The organism is Curtobacterium flaccumfaciens (assembly GCF_013359815.1).
GTDB classification, from domain to species: domain Bacteria; phylum Actinomycetota; class Actinomycetes; order Actinomycetales; family Microbacteriaceae; genus Curtobacterium; species Curtobacterium flaccumfaciens.
In genome coordinates this window covers 25,329-39,563 of the sequence record NZ_JABMCF010000037.1, presented here as the reverse complement: position 1 = coordinate 39,563, position 14,235 = coordinate 25,329, and the positions used below count along the sequence as shown (strand labels likewise).

Sequence of the window (14,235 nt, the reverse complement as noted above, 5' to 3'; positions counted from 1 at the left end):
GCCGGGTCAGCCGGGTCAGCCGGCGGCACCGTCCCAGTCGGCGTAGGGGTCCCAGCCGGTCGTCGGCACCGCGGCACCGGCGCGCAGCAGGTCCGCGTCGCCGCGCTCCCGCACGACACCGATGCGCCGGAAGCCCCCGGGCAGGACCGCGTCGGCCGGGAACGTGGCGAGCAGTCCGTGGTCTTCGCCACCGTGCAGCGCGACCTCGTCGAGGTCGGTGGCGGCATCGAGTTCGAGCGTCACCCGGCTGGCACGGGCGAGCCGACCGGCGTCGATCGCCAGGCCGTCGGACAGGTCGAGCATCGCGGTGGCCCCGGCCCCGGCCGCGAGCGGCCCGTCGGCGATCGGGGGCACCGGGCGGCGCTGGCGTCCGACGTCGGGGTCGACGTCCGCGCCGCTCGCGACCGTCGCGGCGCGGTCCGGCTCGCCCCGGTCGTCGACGCCGTCGCGGAACAGCCGGGACAGCCCGCGCGCGGCACGTCCGAGCTCGCCGGACACCGCGAGCACGTCACCGACGCCCGCGCCCGACCGCAGCACGGGCGCGCGGCCCAGCAGGTCACCGAAGGCGGTGACGGCCACCGTGAACGTCGCCGACGTGGAGAGGTCTCCCCCGACGACCCCGCACCCCGGCGCGAGTGCGTCGACGGCGAGCCGGAAGCCGTCGGCGATGCCCTCGAGGACGGCGACGGGGGTGTCCTGCGGCGCGGCGAGGGCGATCACGAGGCCGCTCGGCACGGCACCCATCGCGGCGACGTCGGAGAGGTTCGTGGCGGCCGCCTTCCACCCGATGTCCGTCGGCGACGACCACGCCCACCGGAAGTCCGGACCGTGCACCATCATGTCGGTCGTGACGACGAACCGGCCGTCCGGAGCGGCGACGACGGCGCAGTCGTCACCGGGGCCGAGGATCGGCGTGCCCACGGGCAGACGGCTCGTGATCCGGTCGAGGACGACGAGTTCGCCGAGCTCCCCCACCGTCGGTCCGGCCCAGGCGTCGTCCGTCGCATCCACACGAGAACGGTAGCCTGGACGGCGATGGACACCGCGCGCCGCACCCCTCGGACCCTCGCGATCGTGGGGGCCGTGATCACCCTCGCCGCCGGGCTGACCGGGTGCACGAACGCCGTGTCGATGTCCGCCGCCCCGTCGGCCAACGCAGCGGCGTGCGCGGCCGTGCAGGTCCGACTGCCCGCGACCGTCGACTCGAAGTTCGACCTGCGGAACACGAACGCGCAGGCCACAGCGGCCTGGGGCGACCCCGAGGTGGCGATCTACCACTGCGGTGTCGCCGTCCCCACCGTGTCCGACCTGCCGTGCTTCTCGCAGGGCGGCGTCGACTGGATCCGCGACGACCGCGGCGACCAGGTCGTCTACACGACGTTCGGTCGGTCACCGGCCGTGCAGGTCGTGGTCGACTCGACGAAGACCACGTCATCGGTCGTGCAGGAGCTGTCCGACGCCGTGTCGTCACTGCCGAAGGACGGGCACGAGTGCCTCGACCCTGACGACGTGCAGGGCTGACCCAGCGGACGGGGCAGCGCAAACCCAACCAGTGCCTCGACCCCGCCGACGTGCAGGGCTGACCGAACTGGTCAGCGGACGGCGGCGCGACCCAGCTCGATGAGCTCCGTGATCAGCTCGCCGTAGGAAACCCCCGACGCCGCCCAGCAGCGCGGGTACATCGACAGCGGCGTGAAGCCCGGCATCGTGTTGACCTCGTTCACGACGAAACCGTCGTCGGTCAGGAAGCAGTCGACACGGGCGAGCCCCGAACCACCGATGGCCTCGAACGCGCGGGCTCCGATGGAGCGGATCTCGTCGGTCTGCTCCTCGGTCAGCGGTGCCGGGCAGAGCAGCGACTCGTCGCCGCCCAGGTACTTCGAGGCGAAGTCGTAGAAGCCGTCCTCGGCCACCACGATCTCGCCCGGCAGGCTCGTGCGCGGCACACCGTCACGGCCCTCGAGCACGGCGACCTCGACCTCGCGGCCGACCACACGGGGCTCGACGATCACCTTGGAGTCGTGCTCGAACGCCAGGTCCATGGCGGCACCCAGCTGCGAGGGCTCGTCGACGCGCGAGACGCCCATGCTCGACCCGGCGCGGGCCGGCTTGACGAACAGCGGCCAGCCGTGGGCGGCGATCGTCTCGGCGACGTCCACCGGGTCGGCCGCCCACTGCCGACGGAGCACCGTGGTCCACGGTGCGACCCGCAGCCCGGCGTGCTCGAGCACGGCCTTGGCGACGTGCTTGTCCATCGCCAGGGCGCTCGCGAGCACGCCGTCGCCGACGTACGGCAGCCCGGCGATCTCGAGCAGGCCCTGGATCGTGCCGTCCTCGCCGAAGGGGCCGTGCAGGATCGGGAACACCACGTCGACCGGGATCGCGGTGACCGTGCCGTCGGGGTGGGACACGACGAGTTCGTTGGTGGCCGGCGAGGTCGGGAACGCGATCCGCGTGCCGTTGTCGGGCACCGTCGGCAGCGCGCCGTCGCGGATCGTCCACTGCCCCGGGTCGTCCGACTGCAGCGTGAAGGCACCGTCCTGGGTGATCCCGATCGGCACGAGGTCGTACTCGGCCCGGTCGACGACGTCCATGATGCCGCCGGCGGTCACGCAGCTGATCTCGTGCTCGCTCGAGCGACCGCCGAAGAGCACGGCGACGGTTGTCCTGGGCATGGGGGTTCCCTCGGGGATCGTGGGCACGGGAGTCCCTTCGTGACTCGGTGCGGGACCGGTCACTCGCCCTGCGGCTCGTCGGTCTCGGTGAGGTGCGGCGCGATGTTGCGCGGATCGAGCCTACCGGCGAGGACCTCGCCGACCTGGCTGACGATGGGCATGTCGACGCCGTTCGCCGCGGCCAGCTCGAGGATCGGGGCGACCGAGGCCAGCCCCTCCGCCGTCTGGTTCATCTGGCGGACGACCTCGTCGAACCGGTAGCCCTGGCCGAGCAACCGCCCGGCGGTGTTGTTCCGCGACAGCGGCGACTGGCACGTGGCGATGAGGTCGCCGAGGCCCGCGAGCCCGGACAGCGTGGACGACTGCGCGCCGAGCGACACCGCGAAGTCGGTCATCTCGGCGAGGCCGCGCGTGATGATCGAGGCCTTGGTGTTCTCGCCGTAGCCGACCCCGTCGACGATGCCGATCGCGACGGCGATGAGGTTCTTCAGCACGCCGCCGAACTCGGTACCGATGACGTCGGTGTTGATGAACGACCGGAAGTACGGGTTCGTCGCGACGGCGGCGACGTCGGTGGCGGTCTCCAACGAGGACGACGACACCACGGCGGCGGTCGGCTGCCGACGGGCGATCTCGAGCGCCAGGTTCGGGCCGCTGGCCACGGCGATGCGGTCCTGGTCGATGCCGAGGCCCTGCAGCAGGACCTCGCTCATCCGCAGGCCCGTGCTCTTCTCGACGCCCTTCATCAGGCTGACGACCGGCACGTCGGCCGGCAGCAGCTCGCGGATCGCGGCGAGGTTGGAGCGCAGGGTCTGCGAGGGCACCGAGACGTACACCTGCGAGGCGCCGTCGAGCACGCGCTCGAGGGACGTCGACGCGGTCAGGGTGCGGGGCAGGTTGATGCCGGGCAGGTAGTCCGAGTTGCGCTTGGTCTCGGTGATCTCGCGGGCGACCTCGGGGCGTCGTGCCCACACCACGGTGGAGGCACCGCCCTCGGCCAGCACCTTCGCGAACGTGGTACCCCAGCTGCCGGCACCGATCACGGCCACCCGGGGCTTGTCGGTCGACTGCATGACCACCCGGATCGCGGCGGTGTCGAAGGCCCCCGGAGCCGCGGCGGCGGGGTCGGGTCGGTCGTCGTGGGGTCGGAGGTCACTCAAACCGGCCGGTCTCCTTCTGGTTGTTCGCCGCCGGGTCCCAGCGGGTCGCGGGTGCCCGTTCGCCACGGAGCACCTCGAGCAGCGCGGTGATCTCGCGCATGACGAGTTCGGTGGCCTCGCCGAGCATCTGCTGGTCGATCTGCCGACCGCGGTACGCCGACAGGTCGACCGGGTCACCGATGATGACGTCGACGCGGGACGGCGGGAACAGCCGGAGCTTCTTGCCGTACCTGGCCATGATGTTCTGCGTGCCCCAGTGAGCCATCGGGATGAGCGGCACGTCGTTCTCGAGCGCGATCCGCACCGCACCCGTCTTGCCGCGCATCGGCCACAGGTCGGGGTCGCGGGTGAGCGTGCCCTCGGGGTAGACGATGATCGCCCCGCCCTGCTCGACCAGGGACCGGCCGCCACCGAGCGGGTCGCTCAGGCGCGTCCGGCCGGAGCGCTCGACCGGGATCTGCCCCATGCCGGACATGAGCTTGCCGACCACCGGCACCTTGAACAGCGACGCCTTCGCGAGGAACCGCGGCGCCCGCTTCGAGATGTACACGGCGGTGCCCACGACCAGGGGGTCGATGTTCGTGAAGTGGTTCGGTGCGAGCACGAACGCGCCCTCCGCCGGCAGGCGGTTCGGGCCGTGCCAGTGGTAGCGCGCCGAGAACCGGAACGTCGGGATGACGATCGAGGCGACGATCCGGAACGCGGTGTTCAGCTCACCGCGGCGCCACCGGCGCCCACGCACGGGGAGACCGGTCGCGACCTGCGCGTCGGAGCCGCCACGGGCCTCCAGACCGTCGCCTCTTCCTTCTGCCGGCACTGTGCCTACCCAGCGAAGTCGAAGTCGGCGCCGAGCTTGCGCAGCTTCGGGATGAAGTGCTCGTAGCCGCGGCTGATGATGCCGACGTTGGTGATGTGCGACTCCCCGTCGGCGGTCAGCGCCGCGATGAGGTGGCTGAACCCGCCGCGCAGGTCGGGGACGCGGACGTTCGCGGCGTGCAGCTTCGTCGGACCGGTGATGACGGCGGCCTGCTCGAACGGGCGGCGGGCGACACGGCGGTCGTGCCCGGGCAGCCCCTCCTTGTGCACGACGATGTCGGCACCCATCTCGTTCAGCGCGTCGGTGAAGCCGAAGCGGTTCTCGTAGACGGTCTCGTGCACGATGCTCTGACCGTCGGCCTGGGTCAGCGCGACGATGAGCGGCTGCTGCCAGTCCGTCATGAAGCCGGGGTGCACGTCGGTCTCGATGACGACGGGCTTCAGGGTGTCCAGCTCGCGGTAGAACCGGATGCCGTCCTCCTGGATGTCGAACCCGCCGCCGACCTTGCGGAAGACGTTGAGGAACGTCATGAGCTCCTGCTGGTTCGCGCCCTCGACGAAGATGTCGCCGTTGGTGGCGAGCGCGGCGGAGGCCCAGCTCGCGGCCTCGTTGCGGTCGTTGATCGCGCGGTGCGTGTAGCCGCGGAGCGACTCGACGCCCTCGATGAAGATGACGCGGTTCGGCTCGACCGAGACGATGGCGCCCATCTTCTGCAGGATCGCGATGAGGTCCATGATCTCGGGCTCGATCGCGGCGTTCCGCAGCTCCGTGACGCCCTTGGCGAGGGTCGCGGAGAGCAGGACCTGCTCGGTGGCACCGACGCTCGGGTACGGCAGCTCGATCGAGGCACCCTTCAGGCCGTCCGGGGCAGTCAGGTGGATGCCGTTGACCTGCTTGTCGACGACCGCACCCATGGCGCGCAGGGCGTCGAGGTGGAAGTCGATCGGGCGGTCGCCGATGCGGCAGCCGCCGAGGTCGGGGATGAACGCCTCGCCGAGCTTGTGCAGCAGCGGACCGCAGAACAGGATCGGGATGCGGCTCGAACCGGCGTGTGCATCGATCTCGGCGAAGTGCGCCGACTCGACCCGCGACGGGTCGAGGATGAGTTCGCCTCGTGCAGGATCGGTGATGCGCACGCCGTGCACCTCGAGCAGCCCGCGGACCACCTTGACGTCGGAGATGTCCGGCACGTCACGGAGGATCGACGGGGTGTCACCGAGCAGCGACGCCACCATGGCCTTGGTCGCGAGGTTCTTCGCCCCACGGACCTCGATGCGTCCCACGAGCGGCTTGCCCCCGCGGATGACGATCTCGTCCGACTTGAGGCCCACGCGCGCCCCTGCGGCCGCTGCGTCCTGTACGAGAGAGTTCACTACTTCACCGGCAATGTCTTCGGCCGCCAACTGGAGCGGCGGGATTCGAACTCCGTGATCGAGGTCTCGTCACGGAGGGTGAGCCCGATGTCGTCGAGCCCTTCCATCAACCGCCAACGAGTGTAAGCGTCGATCTCGAAGGGGACGTCCACATCCCCCAGCGACACGCGCTGCGTCACGAGGTCGACCGTCGCCTCGATGCCCGGGTTCGCCTCGATGACGGCCCACAGCCGCTCGACCTCCGGTTCGGTCACGATCGCGGTGACCAGGCCCTGCTTGCCGGCGTTGCCCCGGAAGATGTCCGCGAACCGGGGCGAGATCACGACCGAGAAGCCGAAGTCACGGAGCGCCCAGACGGCATGCTCGCGGGACGAGCCGGTGCCGAAGTCGGGGCCGGCGATCAGGACGCGGGCGCCCTGGTAGCGCTCCTGGTTCAGCACGAAGTCGGGGTCCTGCCGCCACCCGGAGAACAGGGCGTCCTCGAAGCCGGTCTTGGTGACGCGCTTCAGGTAGACGGCGGGGATGATCTGGTCGGTGTCGACGTTCGACCGCTTGAGCGGCGCGGCGATGCCGGTGACGGTGGTGATCTTGTCCATCAGAAGGTCCCCTCGGTGGCGGTGGCGGACGTCGCCGCCGCGATCTCGTCGTCGGTCTCCAGGTCCCACGGGCTGGACAGCGTGCCGCGCACCGCGGTGGCCGCGGCGACGAGCGGCGACACCAGGTGCGTGCGGCCGCCCTTGCCCTGGCGGCCCTCGAAGTTGCGGTTCGAGGTGCTCGCACAGCGCTCCCCCGGGGCCAGCTGGTCCGGGTTCATGCCGAGGCACATCGAGCAGCCGGCGAACCGCCACTCGGCCCCGAAGTCGGTGAACACCTTGTCGAGCCCCTCGGCCTCGGCCTCGAGCCGGACCCGCGCGGAGCCGGGCACGACCATCACCCGGACGCCGTCGGCCTTGGTGCGGCCCTTGATGATCGACGCGAAGGCCCGCAGGTCCTCGATGCGCGAGTTCGTGCAGGACCCCATGAACACCGCGTCGACGGCGATGTCCTTCATCGGGGTGCCGGCGGTGATGTCCATGTACTCCAGGGCGCGGCGTGCGGCGGCCTGGTCGTTGGGGTCGCTGTAGGTGGCCGGGTCCGGCACGCTCTCGGACAGCGAGACGCCCTGGCCGGGGTTCGTGCCCCAGGTGACGAAGGGCTCGAGCTCGTCCGCGTCGATGAACACCTCGGCGTCGAACACGGCGTCGTCGTCGGTGGCGAGGGTCTCCCAGTACGCGACGGCGTCGTCCCAGTCCTGGCCGGTGGGCGCGTGGTCGCGGCCCTGCACGTAGTCGTAGGTGGTCTGGTCGGGGGCGACCATGCCGGCGCGGGCGCCGGCCTCGATCGACATGTTGCAGATCGTCATGCGGCCCTCCATCGAGAGCGCACGGATGGCGGAGCCGCGGTACTCGAGCACGTAGCCCTGCCCGCCGCCGGTGCCGATCTTCGCGATGACGGCCAGGATGATGTCCTTCGCCGTCACCCCCGGGCGCAGCGTGCCCTCGACCGTGATCGCCATCGTCTTGAAGGGCTTGAGCGGCAGGGTCTGCGTCGCCAGGACGTGCTCGACCTCGGACGTGCCGATGCCGAACGCCATCGCACCGAAGGCCCCGTGGGTGCTGGTGTGCGAGTCGCCGCAGACGACGGTGATGCCGGGCATGGTCAGGCCGAGCTGCGGGCCGACCACGTGGACGATGCCCTGCTCCTTGTCGCCCAGGGAGTGCAGCCGGACGCCGAACTCCTCGCAGTTGCGACGGAGGGTCTCGATCTGGATCCGGCTCGTCGGGTCCGCGATGGGGCGGTCGATGGCGAGCGTCGGGGTGTTGTGGTCCTCGGTCGCGATCGTCAGGTCGAGGCGACGCACCGGTCGCCCGGCCTGCCGCAGGCCGTCGAACGCCTGCGGACTCGTCACCTCGTGCACGAGGTGGAGGTCGATGTAGAGGAGGTCGGGGTTGCCGTCCTCGCCCTTGACCACGACGTGGTCGTCCCACACCTTCTCGGCGAGCGTCTTTCCCATGAGCTCAGCCCTCCTCGTCCTCGTCGTTGCGCCGCGACCGCGGCGCGATCAGGCGACTCTACCATTGGTATACCAACGCGCGGCACCCCGCCCGCCGCGGGTCCGTCACCCCGCCGTCGCACGCCCGTCACCCCGTGACGGCACGGCCTGGAGGCCCGTGGCGACTCCCCGACACCTGTCGCGGTGGGAAGATGGTGACGACATGACGACACCTGCGCACTCGACCCGGACCATCAACCTCGAGGGCGCGGCACGCGCCGCGATCGCCGGTGGCGCACCGCTCGCGCTGCTCATCGCCCTCGGCATGCCGGGGTACGCCGCCTTCGCCATGTTCGCCGGGTTCACCGCCATCTTCGGTGCGACCGAGCCCTACCGGCAGCGTGCCGTCACCACCGGCGTCGCGGGTGCACTGCAGGCACTCTGCATGTTCGCCGGCATCGGGGTCGGGCTCGTCGGGTCGCCGCTCTGGCTGCAGGCCGTGGGCCTCGTCGTCGTCCTGGTGGTCGCGGTCTGCACCCTCTCCACGCTCCGGGCGATCCCCGCGCAGCCGATCTTCCCGGTGTTCGCGTTCGTCGTGTCCGCACTCGTGCCGATGCGCCCGGCCGACGTCCCGCTCGTCACGACGATCATCGTCTGCTCGGTGGTGTGGGCGTGGCTCGTCGCGATGTCCGGTGCGGTGCTCCGCCGGGTGCTCCACCCGCACGCCCCGCACCGGTTCCGCCCGCTGGCCGACCGCAAGCACCGCTCGCTCGCGGTCCTGCGCACGCCGGCGCTCTGGGAGACCGTCGCGCTCAACGTCGTCGGGTCCCTCGTCGCCGGTGCGGTCGCGGAGTCGATCCCCGGGCTCGGGCACCCCTACTGGGCGGTCATCGCGGTGGTCTCGACCCTGCCGGCGATCCGGCAGCGGCACACCGTGGTCCGCGCCGGGCAGCGTGTGGTCGGCACGATCGGCGGCACCGTGATCGCGGTCGGCATCCTGCTGCTCGAGCCGTCGGCGTGGTGGATCGTCGTGCTGGCCGTCGTCGGGCAGTTCTTCGCCGAGATCTTCGTCGCCCGGAACTACGCCGTGTGCCTGCTGTTCCTCACCCCGCTCGCCCTGGCGGTGTCGTGGCTGAGCCTGCCCGAGGCGCCGCAGCTGCTGGCGCTCGACCGCATCGCGCAGACCGTGCTCGGTGCCGTGGTCAGCGTGGGGCTGCTGCTCGTCGGGCGCGCGATCGAGCGCCGGCGCGGCCGTGCCCTCGGTGCGACGAGCGCGATCCGCACCGTCTGACGCGCCCGGTCGAACCGGGCGTACCTCGTCGAACCGGGCGTCCCTGGTCGAACCGGGCGTACCGGTTCGAACCGGGCGTACCTCGTCGAATCGGGCGTACCTGGTGGAACCGGGCGTACCTGGTCGAATCGGGCGTACCTGGTCGAACCGGGCGTACCTGGTCGTTCCTTTCGACCAGGTATGCCCGATTCCGCCTGCCATCGCGCGTGACAGGGGAAGGAACGTGCGCGGACGGCGGACGGGAGGCCCGTGGCGGCGCCGCAACGGGCCTCCCGTCCGGCCGTGGTCGCGACCACCGCGTCCTGCGGGAGCGACAGATCGCTGCGGAACAACCGCGGGGGTCTGTCGCTTTCGCGAGCCCGTCCGACCCACCACAGCGTCAGTCGCGCGGCTGGATGTTCCAGGCGTCGATGACGGGGCGGCCGTGCTCGTAGCCGAGGATGCTGACCGAGGCGGTGCCGAGCTTCAGCACGGCGCCGTCCTGCGGCGCGAGTCGGATCCATGCGGCACCGAGCGCCCGCAGCACGTGGCCGTGGGCGATGAACACCGCGTCGTGGCCCTCGGCGAGCACCGGACGGGCGCGGTTCAGGATGCGCTCGACGCGGACCCGGACCTCGGCGGCGTTCTCACCGGGGGTGTCGCCAGCGGGGACCCCGTCGGTCCAGAGGTCCCACGGCCCGTGGCGCAGCACCTTGATCTGCGGGGTGGTGAGGCCCTCGTACGCGCCGTAGTCCCACTCGTACAGGTCCTCGTCGAGCTCCGGCTCGACGCCGATCAGGTGCGCGGTGTCGCGGGCGCGCTGCAGCGGGCTCGACAGCGCCAGCGCGAACGACCGGTCCCCGAGGTACCGGCCTGCGCGCTTCGCCTGCTCGACACCGTTGTCGGTGAGCGGGATGTCGGTGCGGCCGGTGTGCTGCCCGCTCTTCGACCACTCCGTCTCTCCGTGACGGACGAGGACGAGTTCGCCGGGGCGTTCCGAGGTCATGAGTTCCTTCCGATCCAGAGGCCGAGCGCAGCTGCGCCGACCGAGACGACGAGCATCCCGAGGCCGTTCAGGACGGCGAGCCGGGTCTTGCCGGATCGGAGGAGCTGTACGGTCTCGACGCTCGCCGTCGAGAACGTCGTGTAACCACCCATCATGCCCGTCCCGAGCACAGCGACCGTCGAGGCGGGGATGGTGCCGGCCTGCCCGAGGCCCGTCAGGACCCCGAGCACGAGCGATCCGGACACGTTGATGAGCAGGGTCCCGACCGGGAACCCGGAGAACCGCGACCCGGCGACGCGGCCCTTGACGAGCCCGTCGAGCACGAAGCGGAGCGCGGCGCCGGCTCCGCCGCCGACGGCGACCAGGACCAGTTCCACCGGGGTCATCGGGCGTCCTCTCGGGGTTCGGGGCGGGTGCGGGGCCGGGTGGCTGCAGCGACCCACAGACCGAGGACGACCGCGACGAGTCCGAGCACGACCGACAGCAGCGCGTACCCGGTGCCCGCCGTCCAGCGCCCGAGGTCGAGCAGCTGCGCGGTGTCGTCCGCGAGCGTGCTGTAGGTCGTGAAACCGCCGAGGACGCCGGTGCCGACGAACAGCCGGACCGCGCGACGACGACCGACGTCCGGGCCGCGGCGTGCGAGCGCGTCGAGCAGGAACCCGAGGCAGAACGCCCCGACGACGTTGATCGCCAGGATGGCCCAGCTGATCCCGTCGTGCGCGGGGAACGCTGCGGCGAGCAGAGCTCGGACAGCCGTCCCGATCGCGCCGCCGAGGGCGACCAGGGCGATGAAGCCCCATCGCAGGTGTGGTGGGCGCTCATCAGTCATCGGTACTCCTATCGCCGAGCACGCCGGATCGTCTCCGTGCGTGCGGTGTTCGGGATAGGGACCGTTGGCGGCTGGTGCGCGGTTGGGTCCGGCAGGCCCCACTGCCGGGTCTGGCGACGTCGACAGCGTACCGCCCCACCCGCGGCGCCCGCGATCGCCCGCACCTGGACGGTGTGTGGATGCGCACATGTGCCGAGCCGGGTCGACACCGTCGGTCGGACGGGACGACGAAACCCCCGCAGAGCAGGAGCTCGGCGGGGGTTTCGTGTGCTGGTGACCCCAGCGGGATTCGAACCCGCGTTACCGCCGTGAGAGGGCAGCGTACTAGGCCGCTATACGATGGGGCCGCGGCTGTTGTCGAACTCGGAGCATGTCACCTGTGGTGACCCCAGCGGGATTCGAACCCGCGTTACCGCCGTGAGAGGGCAGCGTACTAGGCCGCTATACGATGGGGCCGTTCCGACAACTCGACAAGTATTGCACAAGCCCTGCATCCGTACCAAAACGGGGCGTGTCGCCCGGGTGCGCCGTCGTGCTGCGCCCGGCATACGGCGCTCGCTGCGCGTGCAGATTCCGACGGAACACCGGTCGAACGACGCGCGTTCTGTCGCATCCTGCACACGCATCCGTTGCGTGCGCATCGAGCGACGAAACACCCGTCGAACGACGCGCATTCTGTCGCAACATGCACACGCATCGGTCGCGCGGCCGTGGACGCGACCGCCCCTCGGACGGGAGGCGCGTGGCGGGCCCGCCACGGGCCTCCCGTCCGACCGCGCGCACATCCGGAGCCGCACTTCGTGAGCAGGAACGGTCGCGTCGGTCACGCCCACCCGACCCGTTCTGCTCACGAAGCGAGCAGGGAGCCGCCCCACGCCGCCCCGCGCGGTCAGAGCGTCAGCGACTCCCCCGGACGCAGCACGACGAGCGACCCGGCGGGCTCGACGGCCTCGCGGAGTCGCCCCGTGTGCATGCCGAGGCCGACCTCGGACAGGGTGGCCTCGTGGATCGGGTACGCCCGGGACGGCGCGATCGCGGCGACGTAGTCCATCATCTCGGCGACCTTGAGCCACGGTGCCCCGACGGGTGCCGCGAGGACCTCGACCGGGACGCCCGGGTCCGTGTACGAGTCCCCCGGGTGGAACAGCCGGCCGTTCACGAGCACGCCGGTGTTGTCGACGATCGGCACGGACGAGTGGATCAGCTGGTGCCGCGTGCCGTGGAAGGTGAGCGTGAAGGGGCCGACCGTCCGGTGGTCACCGTCCGTGACGACGTCCACCGTGACACCCGCCTCGGCGAGCGCCGCGCGGACCCCCTCCGGTCCGATGACGACCGCACGGGGGTTGGCGTCGAGGATGCGCCGGACCTGCTCGGGGGTGACGTGGTCCGGGTGTTCGTGCGTGACGACGACGGCGACGACCCCGGACGCGTCGACCGGTCGGGTGAAGTTCCCCGGGTCGAGGACCAGGCGGGCGTCCCCCTCGGTGATGACCTGGCAGGCGTGTTCGAGTTTGGTGACCTCCATGCGGGCGACCCTACGCGGGACCGTGCGGGCGGGGTCCCGTGGTCGCGCGGACGACCAGGTGCGCTGGTGCCGCCGCGATCGGGCCGGCGACGCCGCCGTCGACCTCGGCGAGCACCGCCCGTGCAGCGGTGCGTCCCTGGGCCACCGGGTCCTGCGCGACGGTGGTGAGTCCGACGGTCGAGCCGTACTCGTGACCGTCGATCCCCATCACGGACACGTCCTCCGGGACCGCGAGTCCGGCTCGGCGTGCGGCGAGCAGGACACCGAGGGCCATCTCGTCCGAGGCGCAGAGCACCGCCGTCGGTCGCTCCGACGCCGGCTCGGCGAACAGCACGGCCCCGGCGGCGGTCCCGCCGGCGAACGAGAACCGGCCGTCGAGGGACCACCGTTCCGGCACGGCCTGTCCCGACGACCGCACGGCGTCGAGGAACCCGTCCCGTCGCAGGTGCGGCACGGCGACGTTCATGCCGGCCTCGTCCTGCCCGCCGACGTAGGCGATGCGCCGGTGGCCGAGGCCGTGCAGGTGCTCGACCGCGATCCGGGTGACCTCGCGGTCGTCGACGCCCACGTTCCGCAGGCCCGGTGCCGGGCCGCCGATGACGACCATGGGGTGCCGGCTGAGTTCGAGCTCGGCCCGTTCGGTGGCGTCGAGCACCAGGGAGAGCAGGACGAGGCCGTCGACGCGGTGCCGCAGCATCGAGCGTCGGAACGCCCGGTCGCGGTCGCCGCCCGGGCCGCCGAGGTTGTAGAGGACCAGGTCGTACCCGGCCTGGCGGAGCTCCGCGTCGACACCGCCGAGCGCCTTCACGTAGAACCAGCGGTCGATGACGGGCACGACCACCCCGACGGCGCGCTGACGCCCGGTGGCGAGGCCGGCCGCCGCCGAGCTCGGGACGTACCCGAGTTCGTCGGCGACCCGCTGCACCTGCTCGATCGTGGTGTCGGCCACGTTCGACATGCCGCGGAGCGCCCGCGACACCGTGGACTTCGACAGCCCCGTGACGGTCGCGATCTCCTGGATCCCCATCGGTGCGACCCGGGAGGCCCGTCAGCCGTCCGTGCCGTGCGTCACGTCCGCCGGTGCGTCGGGTCCACCCCGTCGGGCCGCCACCGCGGGCACACCGCGGTCCGCCCGGCGTTGCGGCACCCGTGGGGGGCGCGCCGGCCGTCGTGCAGCCGGTGCGACCTCGTCCCAGCCGGCGTGCTGGTGCACCCGTCCGTCCGCGCCGGGTCGGGGTCGGCGACCGGTGGGGTCGGTGACCGACGTGTGCACCGGGGCGACCGCCGGCGCAGCACCGACGCCCCGGGGCACGGACGCACCCGTGCCGTCCTGCGGTGCGGTCCGGCGGAGGACGGCGACCCGCCACCGGTCGAGCGCGACGACGCCGAGCACGCACACGAGCAGGGTGAGCGCCCAGCCGAGCGCCGGTCGCCCGGTGAGCTCGCAGAACACCGTGACGCCGAGGAACAGGACGCCGAACATCCCGACGAAGCCGATCGACTCCTCGATGTGGGCGGTGGGACGGGTGGGTCCGCGCTGGGCCATGG

The 14,235-nt window shown here is 71.8% G+C and carries 15 protein-coding genes and 2 tRNA genes; 2 read left to right on the top strand and 15 right to left on the bottom strand.

Annotated features, from left to right (window positions below; genetic code table 11):
* Positions 1 to 15 precede the first annotated feature (15 nt).
* Positions 16 to 1,011, bottom strand: coding sequence for a thiamine-phosphate kinase (thiL, locus tag HP445_RS10530; protein WP_128780086.1), 996 nt, complete (start codon positions 1,009 to 1,011; stop codon positions 16 to 18).
* Between the two features lie 24 nt (positions 1,012 to 1,035).
* Between thiL and HP445_RS10525 the strand changes: the two genes are divergently transcribed.
* Complete coding sequence (locus tag HP445_RS10525) at positions 1,036 to 1,521, top strand: DUF3515 family protein (RefSeq protein ID WP_128780087.1); 486 nt, start codon at positions 1,036 to 1,038, stop codon at positions 1,519 to 1,521.
* A 71-nt stretch (positions 1,522 to 1,592) separates the two neighbouring features.
* On the opposite strand, the gene HP445_RS10520 is transcribed toward HP445_RS10525, so the two are convergent.
* From HP445_RS10520 to leuC, 6 genes are all read right to left on the bottom strand, one after another.
* On the bottom strand, positions 1,593 to 2,675 hold the full coding sequence (locus tag HP445_RS10520; protein WP_128780088.1) for a D-alanine--D-alanine ligase family protein: 1,083 nt from the start codon (positions 2,673 to 2,675) through the stop codon (positions 1,593 to 1,595).
* A 59-nt stretch (positions 2,676 to 2,734) separates the two neighbouring features.
* Complete coding sequence (locus tag HP445_RS10515) at positions 2,735 to 3,748, bottom strand: NAD(P)H-dependent glycerol-3-phosphate dehydrogenase (protein WP_031259730.1); 1,014 nt, start codon at positions 3,746 to 3,748, stop codon at positions 2,735 to 2,737.
* 79 nt (positions 3,749 to 3,827) lie between these two features.
* On the bottom strand, positions 3,828 to 4,577 hold the full coding sequence (locus HP445_RS10510; RefSeq protein WP_071405671.1) for a lysophospholipid acyltransferase family protein: 750 nt from the start codon (positions 4,575 to 4,577) through the stop codon (positions 3,828 to 3,830).
* An 80-nt stretch (positions 4,578 to 4,657) separates the two neighbouring features.
* A complete protein-coding gene (murA, locus tag HP445_RS10505) occupies positions 4,658 to 6,025 on the bottom strand; it encodes a UDP-N-acetylglucosamine 1-carboxyvinyltransferase (protein WP_111023958.1) in 1,368 nt (455 codons plus the stop codon).
* Positions 6,025 to 6,621, bottom strand: coding sequence for a 3-isopropylmalate dehydratase small subunit (leuD, locus tag HP445_RS10500; RefSeq protein ID WP_128780089.1), 597 nt, complete (start codon positions 6,619 to 6,621; stop codon positions 6,025 to 6,027). Before leuD ends, murA begins: the two co-directional genes overlap by 1 nt.
* Positions 6,621 to 8,078 (bottom strand): 3-isopropylmalate dehydratase large subunit, encoded by a 1,458-nt coding sequence (gene leuC, locus HP445_RS10495; RefSeq protein WP_128780090.1) that lies wholly within the window; start codon positions 8,076 to 8,078, stop codon positions 6,621 to 6,623. Before leuC ends, leuD begins: the two co-directional genes overlap by 1 nt.
* A gap of 202 nt (positions 8,079 to 8,280) precedes the next feature.
* Between leuC and HP445_RS10490 the strand changes: the two genes are divergently transcribed.
* Positions 8,281 to 9,348 carry an FUSC family protein gene (locus HP445_RS10490; protein ID WP_128780091.1) on the top strand — a complete coding sequence of 356 codons (1,068 nt, stop codon included), beginning with the start codon at positions 8,281 to 8,283 and terminating at the stop codon, positions 9,346 to 9,348.
* Positions 9,349 to 9,727: 379 nt separating this feature from the next.
* On the opposite strand, the gene HP445_RS10485 is transcribed toward HP445_RS10490, so the two are convergent.
* The 8 genes from HP445_RS10485 to HP445_RS10450 form a co-directional block, all read right to left on the bottom strand.
* A complete protein-coding gene (locus HP445_RS10485) occupies positions 9,728 to 10,333 on the bottom strand; it encodes a histidine phosphatase family protein (RefSeq protein WP_027465908.1) in 606 nt (201 codons plus the stop codon).
* Entirely contained in the window at positions 10,330 to 10,719 is a 390-nt protein-coding gene (crcB, locus tag HP445_RS10480; RefSeq protein ID WP_128780092.1) for a fluoride efflux transporter CrcB, read from the bottom strand. Before crcB ends, HP445_RS10485 begins: the two co-directional genes overlap by 4 nt.
* Positions 10,716 to 11,162: a fluoride efflux transporter FluC gene (locus tag HP445_RS10475; protein ID WP_128780093.1), complete on the bottom strand. Its 447-nt coding sequence runs from the start codon at positions 11,160 to 11,162 to the stop codon at positions 10,716 to 10,718. The genes crcB and HP445_RS10475 overlap by 4 nt, the downstream gene beginning before the upstream one ends.
* 271 nt (positions 11,163 to 11,433) lie before the next feature.
* Positions 11,434 to 11,509, bottom strand: a tRNA-Glu gene (locus tag HP445_RS10470).
* 33 nt (positions 11,510 to 11,542) lie between these two features.
* Positions 11,543 to 11,618: transfer RNA gene (locus HP445_RS10465), tRNA-Glu, on the bottom strand.
* A gap of 433 nt (positions 11,619 to 12,051) precedes the next feature.
* Entirely contained in the window at positions 12,052 to 12,687 is a 636-nt protein-coding gene (locus HP445_RS10460; protein WP_128780094.1) for an MBL fold metallo-hydrolase, read from the bottom strand.
* A gap of 10 nt (positions 12,688 to 12,697) precedes the next feature.
* A complete protein-coding gene (locus HP445_RS10455; RefSeq protein ID WP_111054686.1) occupies positions 12,698 to 13,714 on the bottom strand; it encodes a LacI family DNA-binding transcriptional regulator in 1,017 nt (338 codons plus the stop codon).
* A 21-nt stretch (positions 13,715 to 13,735) separates the two neighbouring features.
* Positions 13,736 to 14,233, bottom strand: coding sequence for a hypothetical protein (locus HP445_RS10450; protein ID WP_110863949.1), 498 nt, complete (start codon positions 14,231 to 14,233; stop codon positions 13,736 to 13,738).
* Between the last annotated feature and the right edge of the window lie 2 nt (positions 14,234 to 14,235).

Bases quoted from the DNA above. Each gene is read 5' to 3' on its own strand.
- HP445_RS10520 (WP_128780088.1), bottom strand. From the start codon at position 2,675: ATGCCCAGGACAACCGTCGCCGTGCTCTTCGGCGGTCGCTCGAGCGAG.
- crcB (WP_128780092.1), bottom strand. From the start codon at position 10,719: ATGACCCCGGTGGAACTGGTCCTGGTCGCCGTCGGCGGCGGAGCCGGC.
- leuD (WP_128780089.1), bottom strand. From the start codon at position 6,621: ATGGACAAGATCACCACCGTCACCGGCATCGCCGCGCCGCTCAAGCGG.
- HP445_RS10525 (WP_128780087.1), top strand. From the start codon at position 1,036: ATGGACACCGCGCGCCGCACCCCTCGGACCCTCGCGATCGTGGGGGCC.
- HP445_RS10460 (WP_128780094.1), bottom strand. From the start codon at position 12,687: ATGGAGGTCACCAAACTCGAACACGCCTGCCAGGTCATCACCGAGGGG.
- HP445_RS10450 (WP_110863949.1), bottom strand. From the start codon at position 14,233: ATGGCCCAGCGCGGACCCACCCGTCCCACCGCCCACATCGAGGAGTCG.
- HP445_RS10515 (WP_031259730.1), bottom strand. From the start codon at position 3,748: ATGCAGTCGACCGACAAGCCCCGGGTGGCCGTGATCGGTGCCGGCAGC.
- leuC (WP_128780090.1), bottom strand. From the start codon at position 8,078: ATGGGAAAGACGCTCGCCGAGAAGGTGTGGGACGACCACGTCGTGGTC.
- HP445_RS10475 (WP_128780093.1), bottom strand. From the start codon at position 11,162: ATGACTGATGAGCGCCCACCACACCTGCGATGGGGCTTCATCGCCCTG.
- HP445_RS10455 (WP_111054686.1), bottom strand. From the start codon at position 13,714: ATGGGGATCCAGGAGATCGCGACCGTCACGGGGCTGTCGAAGTCCACG.
- HP445_RS10490 (WP_128780091.1), top strand. From the start codon at position 8,281: ATGACGACACCTGCGCACTCGACCCGGACCATCAACCTCGAGGGCGCG.
- HP445_RS10485 (WP_027465908.1), bottom strand. From the start codon at position 10,333: ATGACCTCGGAACGCCCCGGCGAACTCGTCCTCGTCCGTCACGGAGAG.